Source organism: Candidatus Buchananbacteria bacterium (assembly GCA_013359225.1).
GTDB lineage: Bacteria > Patescibacteriota > Patescibacteriia > Buchananbacterales > UBA6539 > JABWCG01.
This window is the reverse complement of sequence record JABWCG010000001.1, coordinates 466,510-482,959: the sequence shown is the minus strand read 5'-3', so window position 1 is coordinate 482,959 and position 16,450 is coordinate 466,510. Positions and strand designations below refer to the sequence as shown.

15 protein-coding genes are annotated in these 16,450 nt (G+C 42.0%); 13 read left to right on the top strand and 2 right to left on the bottom strand.

The window, feature by feature from the left end; genetic code table 11:
* The 8 genes from HUU49_02575 (at nucleotide 1) to uvrB (ending at nucleotide 6,806) form a co-directional block, all read left to right on the top strand.
* Entirely contained in the window at nucleotides 1–375 is a 375-nt protein-coding gene (locus HUU49_02575) for a hypothetical protein (protein ID NUM25492.1), read from the top strand.
* 7 nt (nucleotides 376–382) lie between these two features.
* Complete coding sequence (gene pilM / locus HUU49_02570; protein ID NUM25491.1) at nucleotides 383–2,209, top strand: type IV pilus assembly protein PilM; 1,827 nt, start codon at nucleotides 383–385, stop codon at nucleotides 2,207–2,209.
* 47 nt (nucleotides 2,210–2,256) lie between these two features.
* Entirely contained in the window at nucleotides 2,257–2,682 is a 426-nt protein-coding gene (locus tag HUU49_02565) for a hypothetical protein (GenBank protein NUM25490.1), read from the top strand.
* A 14-nt stretch (nucleotides 2,683–2,696) separates the two neighbouring features.
* On the top strand, nucleotides 2,697–2,774 hold the full coding sequence (locus tag HUU49_02560; GenBank protein NUM25489.1) for a type II secretion system protein: 78 nt from the start codon (nucleotides 2,697–2,699) through the stop codon (nucleotides 2,772–2,774).
* Nucleotides 2,746–3,168, top strand: a complete 423-nt coding sequence (locus HUU49_02555; GenBank protein ID NUM25488.1) for a hypothetical protein — start codon at nucleotides 2,746–2,748, stop codon at nucleotides 3,166–3,168. Before HUU49_02560 ends, HUU49_02555 begins: the two co-directional genes overlap by 29 nt.
* Before the next feature lie 92 nt (nucleotides 3,169–3,260).
* Nucleotides 3,261–3,773, top strand: coding sequence for a DJ-1/PfpI family protein (locus HUU49_02550; protein NUM25487.1), 513 nt, complete (start codon nucleotides 3,261–3,263; stop codon nucleotides 3,771–3,773).
* Nucleotides 3,774–3,780: 7 nt separating this feature from the next.
* Nucleotides 3,781–4,770 (top strand): FAD-dependent oxidoreductase, encoded by a 990-nt coding sequence (locus HUU49_02545; GenBank protein NUM25486.1) that lies wholly within the window; start codon nucleotides 3,781–3,783, stop codon nucleotides 4,768–4,770.
* Between the two features lie 101 nt (nucleotides 4,771–4,871).
* Nucleotides 4,872–6,806 (top strand): excinuclease ABC subunit UvrB, encoded by a 1,935-nt coding sequence (uvrB, locus tag HUU49_02540; protein ID NUM25485.1) that lies wholly within the window; start codon nucleotides 4,872–4,874, stop codon nucleotides 6,804–6,806.
* Between the two features lie 69 nt (nucleotides 6,807–6,875).
* On the opposite strand, the gene HUU49_02535 is transcribed toward uvrB, so the two are convergent.
* Nucleotides 6,876–7,757: a hypothetical protein gene (locus HUU49_02535; protein ID NUM25484.1), complete on the bottom strand. Its 882-nt coding sequence runs from the start codon at nucleotides 7,755–7,757 to the stop codon at nucleotides 6,876–6,878.
* A 116-nt stretch (nucleotides 7,758–7,873) separates the two neighbouring features.
* Here HUU49_02535 and uvrA point away from each other — a divergent pair, with 116 nt between their 5' ends.
* Nucleotides 7,874–10,699, top strand: a complete 2,826-nt coding sequence (gene uvrA, locus HUU49_02530) for an excinuclease ABC subunit UvrA (protein ID NUM25483.1) — start codon at nucleotides 7,874–7,876, stop codon at nucleotides 10,697–10,699.
* Nucleotides 10,700–10,736: 37 nt separating this feature from the next.
* On the opposite strand, the gene HUU49_02525 is transcribed toward uvrA, so the two are convergent.
* On the bottom strand, nucleotides 10,737–11,099 hold the full coding sequence (locus HUU49_02525) for a hypothetical protein (GenBank protein ID NUM25482.1): 363 nt from the start codon (nucleotides 11,097–11,099) through the stop codon (nucleotides 10,737–10,739).
* 34 nt (nucleotides 11,100–11,133) lie between these two features.
* On the opposite strand from HUU49_02525, the gene uvrC reads away from it, so the two are divergent.
* From uvrC to HUU49_02505, 4 genes are all read left to right on the top strand, one after another.
* On the top strand, nucleotides 11,134–12,759 hold the full coding sequence (gene uvrC, locus HUU49_02520; GenBank protein ID NUM25481.1) for an excinuclease ABC subunit UvrC: 1,626 nt from the start codon (nucleotides 11,134–11,136) through the stop codon (nucleotides 12,757–12,759).
* Nucleotides 12,760–13,076: 317 nt separating this feature from the next.
* Nucleotides 13,077–14,303: a peptidoglycan DD-metalloendopeptidase family protein gene (locus HUU49_02515; GenBank protein NUM25480.1), complete on the top strand. Its 1,227-nt coding sequence runs from the start codon at nucleotides 13,077–13,079 to the stop codon at nucleotides 14,301–14,303.
* Nucleotides 14,304–14,350: 47 nt separating this feature from the next.
* Nucleotides 14,351–15,016: a 16S rRNA (cytidine(1402)-2'-O)-methyltransferase gene (gene rsmI, locus HUU49_02510; GenBank protein NUM25479.1), complete on the top strand. Its 666-nt coding sequence runs from the start codon at nucleotides 14,351–14,353 to the stop codon at nucleotides 15,014–15,016.
* Nucleotides 15,017–16,447: a methionine--tRNA ligase gene (locus HUU49_02505; protein NUM25478.1), complete on the top strand. Its 1,431-nt coding sequence runs from the start codon at nucleotides 15,017–15,019 to the stop codon at nucleotides 16,445–16,447. It abuts the gene before it with no gap.
* The last annotated feature ends 3 nt before the right edge of the window (nucleotides 16,448–16,450 follow it).

Here is a 16,450-nt window from a genome sequence, read left to right as displayed (position 1 = left end):
ATGTATACTACTAAACCAAAAGGATATATTGCATTGATCGCGCTTTTAATTGTTGCCGTTGCCGGCTTGGCGATTGGTTTATCAATTAGCTTGTCTGGCGTTGATGAGTTGCAATCTAGCTTTAGCAGTACTCAAGCAGCGATTGCTCGCAACTTGGCCAATGCTTGTATCGAAGACGGACTTGAGCGTCTGCGCAATAATTTTGTTGATTATGTTGGAACGTTGTCAATTGGTTCGAATTCTTGTATACTAACGGTAGAGGTGAGCGGTAATATAGCAACAGTAACCGCAACCGGTACCGTTGATACCTATCATCAAAAAATAGAAATCCAGGTTGATAACAATCTTGCAGTTATCTCTTGGCAGGAGGAATAAAAACAAAATGGTAAAAAAAGAAATTTTTGGTTTGGACATTTCAGATTATTCAATTGAGGCCTTGCAGTTGACGAAGCCGCTTTTTGGTAAGCCTAAGATTACTGCTTACGCTCGTTCAGTTTTTAAAACCAGCCTGGTTAAAGACGGTATTATTAAAGATAAAAAGAAGCTTCAAGACAGTCTGGTTAAATTGCTTGATTCGGCAAAACCGCAAAAAATCAGAACGCCTTTTTGTGTGCTGTCGTTGCCTGATTCGCAGGTTTTTACAACAGTTTTCAAATTACCCGCCGGACTGAAACATAAAGAAATAAAAAATACAATTCCCTTTAAGGCGGAAGAAGTAATTCCGTTTAAATCATCAGAAGTTTATTACGATTTTAAAACCATTACCGTTGAGGGTGCGTCACAAGAAATCTTTTATGCGGCAGTGCCGGTAAAAGTTGTCGACGCCTACGTTGAAGTACTTGAAGCAATTGGCTTAAAGCCGATTGCTTTTGATTTAGAATCATTAAGTTTGGCACGTATTCTGATTGACGTTAATAATAAAAAATCGGCCAAGCTGTTGATGGATATTGGTTCACGAACGACTAACCTAACCATTTTTGATCGCCAGGGCATTAGAGCTAGTGGCGTGGTGAAGGTTGCCGGCGGCCGGTTCACTAAAGCGATTATGGCCGCTAAAAAGATAACTGAAAAGAGCGCCAATGAATTGAAGATTAAAACGGGTTTTGACTCCAAAAAAGATACCGGTAAAGTGGTGGCTATCTTGCAAAACGAATCTAAAAAAGTTGTCGGGGAAGCAAAACAATTGATTGAATTTTATCAAGCTGAAGCTCAGCGTCATGTTGATGAAATTATTTTGGCTGGTGGTTCGGCTTTGTTGCCAAGTATTGATCAGCATTTTGCCAACAGCTTTGGTTTGGTGGTAAATCTTGGCAAACCTTTTGCCAAGATTAAGGATCCGGGAGCTTTAGGCAACGTTAAGGGCAAGGAAATTATTTTTTCCAATGTTTTAGGGCTGGCATTGCGGGGGATTGAAAAAAAACCAGAGACCAGCGACATTAATTTGCTACCGCTAAGGAAAAATCCACTGCTTAAATTTTTGCCTGAAAAAGGCGATCGTAAACACTGGCAGAGATTTTTTACCCGGTTGGCGATTTTAATTTTAATGTTGGCCGGCTTGTTGGCGGTGATTACAACAAAACAGCAAGGTGTGGATTTCTATAATTATTTTTCTCCTGCATCAGACACCGGCAAGTTCGTTCCGGCTGATATTAATCTTGATGTTTTAGATCAGCTCCGAGACCAGGCAATTCAGCGGGAATTGGCGAGTACCACCGAGGCATTAGCGCCAAAAACGATGGTGCGCATCCTGCCTACCAGTGCTGGCTATGCGAACGTTCGTGACGGCGCGGGCGCGGAATTCAGTAAAGTTGGAGAGGCAAAGTCCGGTAGTGAATACGAATTGTTAGAGCGCGGTGAAGAGTGGCATAAGATCAAGTTGGACGACAAAATTTCGGGCTGGGTGTTTAGTACGTTTACTGAACTGTTTGAAACTTCAACGACGACGCCGGCAGCAGAAAGCAGTGCTGAGAATAATCCGGAGGTTTTGGGGGTTTCAAATGAAACTAAGCCAATCAAAATTAGAGTTAAGGAAAATGCTGTTGGTTATCTAAATGTCCGGGAAGGTGCGGCAACCAGCTTTAAGAAAGTTGGCTCGGTGCCGGTGGGGGGTGTTTATGAAGTAGTAGAGGAGTCGGATGGTTGGTATAAGATTAAAGACGCCTCGGTGGAAGGATGGGTATACGGAATTTATTTTGATATTGTAGAATAAAACGATTTTTAGTGATATACTATAAATGAGCTTTTAAAGCAATTAATTTGGCCGCCATTATTTTTGTCGCCGTTGATCCGGCGCGCCGATTGGCCGAAGCCAGAAATGCTGAACGTTGGAGTTCAGTTAATTCAATCTTGAATGCCTATTTGAAATATACGGTTGATAATGCTGGTGCGCCCCCGGCTAATTTGACGGCTGGTACGACCTATATGATTGGAACGGGCGCGAGCGCTACTGACTGTGAAACTGCCGGCGGCGGGACTGCTACAACCACCACAGCGGTAATTGATCTGTCACCATTAGTTGATACCTATCTAGCTTCGATTCCTTACGATTCAAACGAATCGGGAGCTGGTGCGACTAAAACATTTTATTATATTTATAAGAGTCCGAGTGGCCGGGTAACTGTTGGCGCCTGTGGTGCTGAAGAGGTCAACAGCGAAACCCCGACTATCCGTGTCTCACGATAATTAAAAGGAGCCTTATGAAAAAAAATCAAGGGTTTACCCTTATTGAACTGTTGATTGTTATCTTTGGCCGCCATTATTTTTGTCGCCGTTGATCCGGCGCGCCGATTGGCCGAAGCCAGAAATGCTGAACGTTGGAGTTCAGTTAATTCAATCTTGAATGCTGTTTTGAAATATACGGTTGATAACGCCGGTACATTGCCGAACGCACTTGCCAGCGCAACAGTTGGCACTTATTATGTTTTGGGCACTGATGGCATTGGTTGTGATGCGGCCTGTGGCGCTCAAACTACAGCAGGCGCTTGTCTAAATCTTGCCCCTGATATAGTTGACGAATATATTGCTTCAATTCCAATTGACCCTTTGGGAGATTCGGTTGGTGCTGATGCCGGAAATACCGATTACTATATCAGAAAAACTGCAACAGGTAGAATCCAGGTTGGTTCTTGCGATCCGGAACGCGATCAGGACATTGAAGTTAGCCGGTAATCTAAGATTAATTTGAGAAAATCTGACCCCTAACCTTTCAGTCGGGTCAGATTTTTGTTATATTTAATATATAAATAAGTTGCTAAAAATGTATGAAAAAAAGAGTAGTATTTATTGTCGCTCAAAATGCTTTTCGCGACGAAGAGCTTCTTGAGCCTAAAAAGATTTTGGATAATCGGGGCTTCGAAGCGAAAGTAGCCGCCAAAACCCGCAACCGGGCAGTTGGCAAACTTGGTACGGAAATCACTCCGGACATGGCGGTGGCTGAGGTGAAGCCGCAAGATTTCGATGCGGCAGTTTTTATTGGTGGTCCGGGAGCGGTGTCCTATTTCAATGACGGTGAAGTTTTACAATTGGTGCGGGATTTTAGGGCTAAAAGAAAATTAATTGGCGCAATTTGTATCGCCCCGTCCATTTTGGCCAATGCCGGAATTTTAATTAGCAAAACGGTGACGGCATTTCCCTCAGAAGAAGAAAATTTAAAAGATCGGGGAGCAGATTATACCGGAATGCCGGTTGAAGTTGATGATCTGATTGTTACTGCTAAAGATCCCGCTGCTGCTAAGGAATTCGGTGAACGGTTAGCCTATTTATTGGAAGGGTAGCATTCATATGATTTACGATGTAATCATAATTGGCGGTGGACCGGGCGGTGTTGCTGCAGCGGTGTATGCAGCCCGAAAAAAGATGAAGACGTTACTTTTGGCGTACTCATTTGGCGGGCAGTCGGTAGTGTCTGATCAGATTGAAAACTGGATTGGCGAGAAAAATATTTCCGGTTTTGAGCTTGGTAAGCGGTTAGAGGCCCATGCTCGAAATTTTCCCGATGTGGTTGATGTGCAGACGGGTCGAAAAGCTGTAGGAGTAAAAAAGGTGCCAGTTTCCGACAAGCAAAGTGTCCGAGCATTTGATTTTGTGGTTACTGTGGATGATAGGAAGCAGTATACCGCCAAAACTGTTATTGTGGCATCGGGCGCGAGCCGACGTCGCCTGGATGTGCCTGGTGAAGTAGAATTCAACGGAAAAGGAGTTTCATATTGTTCAACGTGTGACGCGCCGCTGTTTAACGGCAAGGCAGTCGCTGTTATTGGCGGCGGTAATGCCGGCGTTGAGGCAGTTATCGACCTTTTGCCATATGCCGACAAGATCTACCTGATTAGTAATACAAATAAACTAAAAGCCGATCCGGTATCTCAAGATCAAATTTCCGGAAATCCAAAAGTAATAAAGATTTTTAATGCCAAAATTATTCAAATTTTTGGCCATACGTTAGTGAGCGGCTTAAAGTATCTTGACCAATCTGATCAGGAGCAGACTCTAAAGGTTGAAGGAATCTTTGTGGAGATTGGTTCAATGCCTAACTCTGATCTGGTTAGAGATATTGTTAAACTTGATAAGTACGCCCAAATTATGATTAATTCTCGCCATGCCAGCACGTCTGAACCAGGCATTTTTGCCGCTGGCGACGTTACGAATGATCCATATAAACAAAATAACATTTCTGCCGGTGATGGAGTTAAGGCAGCATTAGCGGCTTACAATTATATTCTAAATAAGAAAAAACGAACCCCAGCGGCTGATAAGGGAATAATGAAAAAGTAACGGCGCTAAGCAGGATTGACTTTTTGTCTTAAGATTGTTACGATTAATGTGTTAAATTAAACAATTTTATTAAAGGGACTTGCCGGTCCCTTTCGCTTGCTATGCCAAAGTTCCAACTTTTTAGTCCATACCCCCCGCGGGGCGACCAACCTAAGGCAATCAAGAGTTTGGTGGAAGGATATAAAAAACATCCATACCAGACGCTTTTAGGCGTGACTGGTTCCGGTAAGACTTTCACGATTGCGAATGTTATCCAACAGATTCAAAAACCGACGTTAGTATTATCTCATAATAAAACGTTAGCGGCTCAGTTGTATCAAGAGTTCCAAACCTTTTTTCCAAAAAATAAGGTGTGTTATTTTGTTTCCTATTACGATTATTACCAGCCGGAAAGCTATTTGCCGGCGTCAGATACCTATATCGAGAAAGATTCAAGCGTTAATGAGCAGATTGAACGTTTGCGTATGGAAGCGGCAACATCACTTTTGGCCCGTGAAGATGTTATAGTGGTCGCTTCAGTTTCTTGTATTTATGGCTTAGGCCAGGCTAAAGATTTTGAGGGCGAAAGTTTTCATCTGACGGTTGGGCAGAAATTAGAAAAAAAGGATTTCCAGCGAGCGCTGATTAACATTCAATACGAACGTAATGACACTGAATTACGATCTGGCCGGTTTCGAGTTCGGGGCGATACGGTTGATATTGTTCAGGGTTCAGCCAATAGTAATATCGTCCGAATTAAGTTTTTTGACGACATTATAGAAGAAATTTTGGATGTTGATAAAATGTCGGGTAAAAAAATCAATGCCTTGTCCGATATTTTTATTTATCCCGCCAAGCCGTTTGTTGTCCCTAAAGATCGTATTCCCCAAGCCTTAAAGGCGATTAGGGAAGAATTGGCCGAACGCTTGCCCCAATTAGAAACTATTGAATCATACCGATTAAATCAGCGGACAAATTATGATTTGGAAATGATTGAACAGCTAGGGTATTGTAAAGGTATTGAAAATTATTCTCGGCATTTTGACGGCCGTAAGGCCGGACAGCCGCCCTTCACATTGGTTGATTTCTTTAATTATGTTACCAAAGATTGGCTGATGGTCATTGACGAAAGCCATCAGACGATTCCGCAGGTTGGAGGAATGTACCATGGTGATAAGGCCCGAAAAAAGAATCTGGTTGATTATGGTTTTCGTCTGCCTTCAGCGTATGATAACCGACCGTTAAAATTTGGAGAATTCGAAAAACGTCTCAAAAAAACCATTTTTGTTTCGGCAACACCCGGTCAGTATGAATTTGAGAACAGTAAAAATGTGGTTGAACAAATTATCAGACCAACCGGCCTGATTGATCCAGTCATTGAGGTTCGTCCGGTAACCGGCCAGGTTGATGATTTATTGCATGAAATCCAAGCAGTGGTGGCCAAGGATCATCGGGTATTGGTGACAACTTTGACTAAACGTATGGCTGAAGATCTGGCGACGTATTTTATTGATCAGGGGATCAAGGCGGTTTATCTGCATTCGGAAATTGATACGCTTGAGCGCACAAAGATCATTCGTGATCTGCGAATTGGAAAGTATGAGGTACTGGTCGGAATTAACTTGTTACGAGAAGGGCTTGATATTCCGGAAGTTGCTCTGGTGGCAATCTTAGATGCTGATAAGGAGGGATTTTTGCGCAATACCACCAGTCTTATCCAAACCATCGGCCGTGCGGCGCGGAACGTGAATTCAAAAGTGATTATGTATGCCGACCGACAAACTGGTTCAATCAAGGAAGCAATTCGGGAAACTGATCGACGGCGAGTAATTCAGTTGGCATACAATAAAGAACACGGAATAACCCCGACCAGCATTATTAAAGCAATCGCCGAAGAAGAAGTGGTGATTGAGCCAGGAGAAAAAGGCAAGGAATTGACGTTGGATAAAATGATTATTGATTTGGAAGGCCAAATGAGAGCGGCGGCAGAAAATTTGGAATTTGAAAAAGCGATTATGTTTCGAGAAAAAATTGAAAAGCTGAAAAAGAAACTGTAGAATGATCCTTATAAAAAAATAACGACCCCGGAACAGAAATTTTTTCTGTTGGGGGTCGTGATGAAGGCCTTACGGCAATTTGATGTCAAGGTTCTGCATTTCGCCGCCGCCGACTTTGTCGATATGAATCGTCGTCGTGAGTGGTAGTAGGCTGTTGTCGTCTTTTCCAATAAGATGGTAGGCAATGACATTTGCTGATAGGTGATCGCCAGTCGTCTGCCAAACCTCGTTTTTCTGGAAAAAACGAACAACGGTGTAGCTCTGGATGATGGCCTGACCTTGTTCGTCAAAGGGTGTTGCTTGCCATGGAAGTTTCGTGGCGGTCAACTGGATCGTTGGCTCGCTGGTGCCCACCACCTCAACTTTGAAGTCGTAGGGAGTGAAGTACCAAAACGAGATACTAATCAAGATGACCATTACAGCCGCCTGACCCCAGCCATTGGCGTCGATGCGACCGTAGCCGTGGTGAAGCTTGTGAGCGTACCACCCTGGCTGCCAGACAGCGGGAATGATGAATGCCACTAGTAGTAGTGACACCCAAAACTTGTTTGCGCTCGTACCGGCATAGTAGGCGACGATGGCGGTAATGACTAACGCCATATACGCCAAGTGGTACCAGCCGCCAGCGGTCAATTTGTTCAAGCCTTGGTTGCTCGGCTCGACAATATGACCAGACAGGTCGGCCCACTGGACGTATGCTAAGTGCATTACAATACTTGCCAGTATCCCAACTACCCCGGCGAAGACGAACATGCGCGGCGAAACGTCGGAGAGTTGCGGACCAATGAAATACGCCATGGTACTGATTAGTACCAAGTCGGCCCACATCCCGCCGTGAGCAAGCCAAGGGATTGATTTCGACCCAAGTTGGCGGTGTGACAACCGACCTTCAAGTCCGGCGATTGCCGCCCCGACCAATACCAGCGCAATGTTGAAAAGAACGAAGTTCATGACTTATCTCCCTGTTTTCTTTTTCTTTTTGATAGTCTCTGGTCCCAATACTACGTAGTAAAGGGATTATATATTATATCATATTTATTATAAAAAGTCAATAAAAATGTTAAATTATGTCTAAAAATGCTGAAAAAATTGTAATTAAGGGTGCTCGAGAGCATAACTTAAAGAATATTAATGCTGAAATTCCGATTGACCAGTTGACGGTTATCACCGGTTTGTCTGGTTCTGGTAAATCAACATTAGCTTTTGATACGTTGTACGCCGAAGGTCAGCGGCGGTATGTTGAGAGTTTGTCGGCTTATGCTCGACAATTTTTAGGGTTAATGAATAAACCGGACGTTGATAAAATTACCGGTTTGTCGCCGGCAATCTCAATTGAGCAAAAATCAATTTCAAAAAATCCTCGGTCAACCGTCGGTACGATCACTGAAATTTATGATTACCTTCGTCTCTTGTATGCCAGAGTGGGTGTGCCGCATTGTCCGAACTGCGGCAAATTAATTACGCCTCAGTCAGCAGAGATTATTAGTGAAATAATTCAAAAAGAGAAAGCGGGCTCAAAAATTCAAATTCTAGCGCCGATTATCAGGGGCAAAAAAGGAACATACGAAAAGTTATTTTCTGATTTGCAACAAAAAGGTTTTAGTCGAATTAGAATTAATGGTGAGGTAAAAGATCTTGATGACTGGGAAGATTTCAAGCTTAATAAACAGACCAAGCATGCCATTGAATTAATTGTTGATCGCCTGATTATTAAAAAAGGAGTAGCTAACCGTTTAACTGATTCGATTGAGGTTGCGCTTTCTGAAGCGGACGGCCTAGTCCTAGTGATCATTGGCGACACTGAACGATTGTTTTCTCAGCATAATGCGTGTCTTGATTGCGGTATTTCAATTGAAGAATTACAGCCAAGAATGTTTTCTTTTAATTCGCCATTTGGTGCCTGCCCTCAATGCCATGGGTTAGGTTTTTTGCAGCAGGTTGATCGGGATCTGGTAATACCAAACTCCAGCTTGTCGCTGGCCGAAGGGGCGGTTAAGCCGTGGCAGACTTATGGTGAAGGCTGGCGGCAGCAACTTTTAGAAGGCCTGGCTGAACACTATAAATTTGATTTATGGACACCATTCAAAGATTTGCCGGAAAAAATTCAAAATATTATTTTATATGGTTCAACTGAAGACATTGATTTTCATCTGACGTCAAGCAAAAAAGGATCAAGCTACAGTTGGATTGGTGAGTTTGAAGGTATTATTCCTCAGATTGAGCGGCTTTATAAACAGACTGATTCTGAATATCGTCGTCGAGAAATGGAAAAGTATATGCGAATTGGCAATTGCCAATCGTGTCAAGGTAAGCGGTTAAAGCCTGAAACTTTAGCAGTTACTATAAATGATCAGAACATTTGGGATGTCGGGCAGGTTTCAATCGGCAAGCTGGTTGATTTTTTTGCTAGCCTAAAGCTCAATAAAGAGCAATCAGAAATTGCCAAGTTGATTTTACAGGAAATTAAAAATCGGCTGCAGTTTTTGGTTGACGTCGGGCTTGATTATCTGACTCTGTCACGTGAAGCAAGAACACTTTCCGGGGGAGAAGCTCAACGAATCAGATTGGCCACTCAAATTGGTTCTGAATTGCGAGGAGTTTTATATATTCTTGATGAGCCGTCAATCGGTTTGCACCAGCGTGATAATGAGAAGCTTATTAAAACGCTGCGTCATCTTAAAGACCTTGGCAATACGGTGATTGTTGTTGAACACGATGAAGACACTATTTTAGCAGCCGACTATGTTATTGATTTGGGTCCGGGGGCAGGAATTCATGGCGGCGAGATAACCTTTGCCGGGACTCCAGAGCAGATCAAAAAGAGCAAAAAATCAATCACGGGCCAGTATCTGACGGGTGAAAAGAAGATTGAAGTTCCCGATAAACGGCGTCGGGCGTTTGATTACCTTGAAATTATCGGCGCCGCTCAGAATAATTTGAAGAACATCGATGTTAAAATTCCGTTGAAAGTGTTTACTTGTGTCACCGGGGTGTCTGGTTCCGGCAAAAGTAGTTTAATTAACGATATTTTGTACAAAGCACTGTATAAAATATTTTGGGCCAGCACGGATAAGCCGGGAAAACATAAGGCATTGAAAGGGTATGGCAATTTAGACAAAGCTATTATTGTCGATCAGTCGCCAATTGGTCGGACGCCACGCAGTAATCCCGTGACATACATTGGAGTTTTTACGTTAATTCGTGATTTATTTGCCCAGACTCCCGAGGCAAGGTTGAGGGGCTATAAGCCGGGGCGGTTTAGTTTTAATGTCAGCGGCGGTCGGTGCGAGGAATGCGAAGGAGACGGTGTAAAAAAAATCGAAATGCATTTTTTGCCGGATGTTTATGTTGAATGTGAGCAATGTAAAGGAACACGTTATAATCATGAAACACTTGAAGTGAAATATAAAGACAAAAATATTTCGCAAGTGCTTAATATGACCGTTGAAGAAGCGTTGGAGTTTTTTAAGAATGTCACGGCTATCAAAAATAAACTACAAACTCTTTATGACGTTGGTTTGGGATATATTGCCCTTGGGCAGAGTGCCACTACGCTTTCCGGGGGTGAAGCTCAGCGAATTAAGCTAACTTCTGAATTGTCGCGCAAGGGTGGAAATACGCTATATATTCTTGACGAGCCAACAACCGGGCTTCATTTTGACGATGTTGCCCGACTGCTTGGAGTCTTAAACAGATTGGTTGATAAAGGGAATAGCGTTTTGGTTATTGAACATAATTTGGATGTCATTAAATCAGCCGATTGGATTATTGATTTAGGTCCGGAAGGCGGTGATCGGGGCGGTAGAATTGTGGCCGAGGGTACGCCGGAAAAAATTGCGAAGTGTGCTAAGTGGAGTTATACCGGTAAGTATTTAAAAAAAGTTTTAGGATAAAAAAATAAGGCAGTTGTTGGAAACTGCCATGAGAAAATCACTGTTGTTGCAAAAGCACCTTTTGCAGATCGTCGCGATTGCGAACAGGAATGATTGTTGCGGTGTTGTTGCCGCCGTGTCCGATTGAAACGCCGAGTTCGTCGTTGATCGGTTCACGACTGGCATTAAAATGGATTGATCGGACCGGACAGGACGAATCTCTCCAGGGGTCATCGATTTTTTCTCTGACCTCAATTTCTTTGAGAGAAACTTCAATGCCGTGACCGGGCCTAACGTTGATTTCGCTGATTGTTCCCGAGAACTGATGGTTGTCTTCGTGCCAGACAAGCAGCTGCCCTCGGTAATTGTTTTTGTTAAAGGTCGACCATGGTATGCTGTTGGTCTTTGTCTGTGGAGGCATCTATATTCTCCAAGTTGCCAGATGAGTGAAAACCATGAAAAATGAACTATATCATGGTACTATATTATTGTCAACGAAAATGTCTAATTTAAAGCAAAAAATTAAAGATTCACCACAAAATCCCGGTTGTTATATCTTTAAGGATAAAAACGGGAGAATTATTTATATTGGCAAAGCAAAAAATATCAGTAAACGGGTTAAGAGTTATTTTCATAAATATGATTTAGATTCTAAAACTGTCGAGCTGGTGAAAAAAATAAGTGACGTTGATTTTTTTATTACTGATAACGAACTTGAAGCATTTTTGTTAGAAGCCCGATTGATTAATAAGCACCAGCCAAAATATAACATTGAGTTAAAAGCTGGAAAGCGCTATGCCCATCTGCTGATAACCAATGAAGAATACCCCAGACTAGTCGCCGTACGATCCTTTAAAAATAGTGATGAAGTCTACGGTCCCTATGCTTCCGGCCAGGCTCGGCAAGAGTTAGTGAGAATCGCAAATCGATTATTCAAAATGAGAGTCAATAAACGGATGACCAAGAAAGAGATTCAACGAGGACGGATTAAATTGGCAACCTCGCCGTGGTCTGAGGAAATTAGCCAGATTGAATACCGACAGCGAGTTGACCGAGTGCGACTGCTTTTAAAAGGTCAAAATGAAGAGTTGATTAAAAAATTACAATCGGAAATGCATGAGTATGCCGCTCAGAATAATTTTGAGCAAGCTAAAATTAGACGTGATCAGATTATGGCTCTGGAGAACATTGCTCAAAAACAAAAAATTGAACTGCGCCGTAACTATGATCAGGATGTTATAAACTATATTCAGACGCCGAACAAATTAGTTGTTCAATTATTTAATATTAATAAAGGAATTATTTCCGGCCGTAAAGAGTTTACATTTCAAACTCCTTTAAGCACAGAACCGGCAGTAAACCTGGCTGATTTTCTTTCCCAATATTACTATACACAAGATATCCCGCAAGAAATTATTCTGCCGATTCAGCTTGCTGATCAAAATATTTTAGAGCAGTATTTTTCTAACCTAGCAGGACATCGGCTTAAGATCATTGTTCCCCAAAAAGGAGACAAGCTAAAGCTCTTGGAGTTAGTTAAAAAAAATATTGAAATAAATTTGCAGACAGGCGAGGCCAATTTGTTTGAATTGCAGAACGTTCTCGGGCTAACGAGTTCGCCAAGAATAATTGAAGCGTTTGATATTTCTAATTTAGGGCCGTCTGATGTTGTTGCTTCAATGGTTCGGTTTGATCAGGGCAAACCAGACAAGGATAATTATCGGCGGTTTAAAATAAAAACTTTTCAGGGACAATCGGATTTTGACGCTATGAAGGAGGTGGTGTATCGTCGGTATTACCGAATTACCAAGCAGCAGGAACAACTGCCGGATTTAATTATGGTTGACGGCGGCAAACCCCAACTTTCGGCCGCACGTCAGTCGTTGTCGGCATTGGGTTTGGATCAAATACCGCTTATTGCTTTAGCAAAAAAAGAGGAAGAAATTTACACCCTGAAGAGTAAATATCCGATTCGTCTTTCAAAGCGTTCATCGGCCTTAAAATTATTGCAACGCATTAGAGATGAGGCTCACCGTTTTGCCATTACTTATCAGCGTTCTTTGAGGCTAAAAAGACAATAAAAATGGGCTATTCATCCTTTAAAATCATTTGATTTTAATATAAATACCTCTAAAATAACTGTTGTTGTGGTGTGTTATGCATTATTGATAACCCCCTAAGTAATGAATAAAAACCTTCCCTGTCGGAAGGCTCATTTTTTATCAGAATAGACTAGGTATTTAATAAAAAATTAAATCTCCGCGCAGGATGCTTGATTAACAGCAATGGATTACTAATAGTGGTTTGGACAATTCATGTGTGTATTTTGAAGAGCTTGAAATAAACGTCAGTTTTTTTGGTATAACATAGTAGGTGATTTGTGATATAATAAAAATCTATGAAATTAGTCAAGAATATTTTACTGTTTGCAGCTATTTTAGGTTTGGTGTCATTCTTTGTCTGGCAATCCGGCCGTTTAAAAACTGCTGAGCCGGCGCCTGAAGACAGCACAGTAGTTAATCCGAAAGCTGAAACAACATATGTTAAGAATATTGAAGTAACCGAAGGTTCAACTTTTGGAAAATTAATGGAAACAGCAAGCGTCAGCCCGCTGATCAGTCAGGCTATTTTTGATGCGGCTCAAAACGTTTATGATTTAACAAACATTCGGTTGGGCAGAGTAATTAATTTAGTTTATGACAAACAAACTGATGAATTTAAACAATTGATATATCAAATTGACAGTGAAGAAGAGTTGTTTGTGACCCGCGAGCAGAATAGTCAGGCTACAACCACAGTGAACGTTTGGGCGGCCGAAAGAAAGATGATTCCCTATGAAATAAAAATTAAAACAGTTGAAGGTACAATTGATAGTTCGATGTGGGAGTCTGCTTTAAGCCAAGGTATTGATGAGCGGGCAATCATTGCTTTTGCGGACGTGTTTCAATGGACAGTTGATTTTGCTTGGCAAGTTAGGTCGGGCGACAAATATAAGTTCATTTATGAAGAGCGCTATTTAAAGGGAGAATATATAATGCCAGGAAAAATTTTAGCCGGTAAGTTTACCAATGAAGGTAAGGATTTATTTGCTTTTTATTATGCCAAAGATCAGATTGAAGGTTATTATGATCAGGATGCCAATTCAACCCAAAAGATATTTTTAAAAGCGCCGTTGTCTTTTAAATATATTACTTCCGGATTTACGACCGGCTCGCGATACATTTCAGCATTTAATATTTCAACCGGCCATCGGGCGATTGATTATGCCGCTGCGGCCGGAACGCCGGTTCGCGCGGTTGGCGACGGGACGGTAAGCTTGGCGGGCTGGGATGGTTCATATGGAAATAAGGTAAGTATCAGACATAATGGGACATATTCAACCAACTACGCACACCTTTCACGCATTGCCGTTAAACGTGGTCAAAAAGTTACTCAGGGACAAATAATTGGTTATGTCGGTTCAACCGGTCTTTCAACGGGTCCACATTTACATTACGAGATGGTAAAAAACGGCACTAAAATTAACCCGCTTCTTGAAGAGTTGCCGTCCGGGGAGGCTATAAAGGAAGAAAGCAGACAGGATTATTTTGAAACAATTAAAAGCTGGCAAGAGCAATTACGTTAAGTAAATTAAACTTGAAAAACGATGATTTTTGTGGTATTTTTAAGTATATGGGAATTCTCTACGTGGTTTCAACACCAATTGGTAACCTTAAAGATATCACCTTGCGGGCCTTGGAAATTTTGAAAACGGTTGATGTTATTGCCTGCGAAGATACTCGGGTAACCAAGAGGCTGTTAGACCATTATCAGATTGTTACGCCCACGGTGAGCTATCATCAACACAGTAAAGTCGGTAAGGTCGACTTTTTAATTTCAAAATTACAATCAGGAAAGCACGTTGCGCTAGTTTCTGATGCCGGCACGCCGGGCATCTCAGATCCCGGTGGGTTGTTGGTGGCCTCGGCAGTCGCGGAAGGCATTACGGTTGAATCGGTTCCTGGTGCTAGTGCTTTGACGGCCGCCTTGGCGTTGTCGGGATTCCCAACAGATCGTTTTACCTTTTTTGGTTTTTTACCTCACAAAAAAGGTCGGGAGACTTTGATCAAAAAAATTATTGAGTCTGATCATACGGTCGTGTTTTACGAATCAGTTCACCGGATCATAAAGGCGTTGGAGCAATTAATTGCAGCAGGGTTAACTCGCCAGATTGTTGTGGCGCGAGAATTAACCAAGAAGTTTGAAACGGTTTATCGCGGCACTGCCCAAGAGGTTTTAAATAATATAACAAATGAAGAGACTAAAGGAGAATTTGTTGTCGTTATAGGAAATAAATAAATGCCAAAGAAATTTTATATTACTACAGCTATTCCGTATGTTAATGCCAGTCCGCATATTGGTTTTGCTTTTGAGTTAATTCAAGCTGATGTGGTCGCTAGATATCATCGCCAGATTGGCGAACAGGTTTTTTTCTTAACAGGTGCCGATGAAAACAGTTTAAAAAACGTTCAGACGGCAGAAAAAGAAGGAATTTCAGTTAGGGCGCTAGTTGATAAAAACACTCAAAAATTTATTGATCTTGCAAAGGCTTTAAATATTTCCAATGATGATTTTATTCGAACAGTCTCGGATAAGCATTTTGCCGGCGCTCAAAAATTATGGGCGGCCTGCAAGCCGGAAGACATCTATAAAAAAAAGTACAAGGGACTTTACTGTGTTGGCTGTGAACAATTTTATACGGAAAAAGAGCTTATTGACGGCAAGTGCCCGGAACATCAAACCAAACCGGATGTAGTTGAAGAAGAAAATTATTTTTTCAAACTTTCTAATTACCAAAAAATTTTGGAGCAATTAATTGAGTCAGATAAATACCAAATCGTACCAGAGTCTCGCAAGAATGAAGTTTTAAGTTTTATTAAAATGGGGCTTGAAGATTTTTCAATTTCCCGATCTCAGGCTCGGGCGAAACATTGGGGCGTGCCGGTACCCGGCGACCAAAACCAAGTGATGTATGTTTGGTTTGACGCGTTGAGTAACTATATCACTGGTATTGATTATGATACATCCGGCAAGCTGTTTAAAAAGTTTTGGCCGGCCGATGTCCATACCGTTGGTAAGGGCATTATCAGATTTCATGCGGTGTACTGGCCAGCGATGCTACTCTCCGCTGGTTTGCCATTGCCGGAAAAGTTATTTGTTCATGGTTATATCAATATTGACGGGGGCAAGATGTCTAAGTCGCTTGGCAATGTTGTTGATCCATTTAGTCTTATTCGACAGTATGGAGTTGAGCCAGTCCGCTACTATTTGTTGCGCTATATCCACCCGGTCCAGGACAGTGATTTTTCCGAGAGCCGCCTCAAGGAGGCATATAATTCCGATTTGGCTAATGGTTTAGGGAATTTGGTCAACCGAATCGTCGGGTTAATTGAGCAAAATAATGTCAGCGTTAGAATCAAGACTAAGTATCAGGCTCCGGAAGAATTCTACCGCTTAATAGACGGATTCTTGTTTGATCAGGTACTAAAGTTCATTTGGGATAAGATGGCTCGCGTTGACGGGTTGGTTTCGGAAACTAAGCCCTGGCAGTTAGCTAAAGAAGGAAAATCGAAGGAAGTCGAAAAGATTCTTCAGCAGTCGGCTCAGGAAATTTACGAAATCAGCCAGCTTTTGTCGCCATTTTTGCCGGAAACTGCTGCTAGGATTGAACAAATTATAACCGCTAAAAAAATAACCAAAGGCGAGCCATTATTCCCGCGCCTTGATTAACTA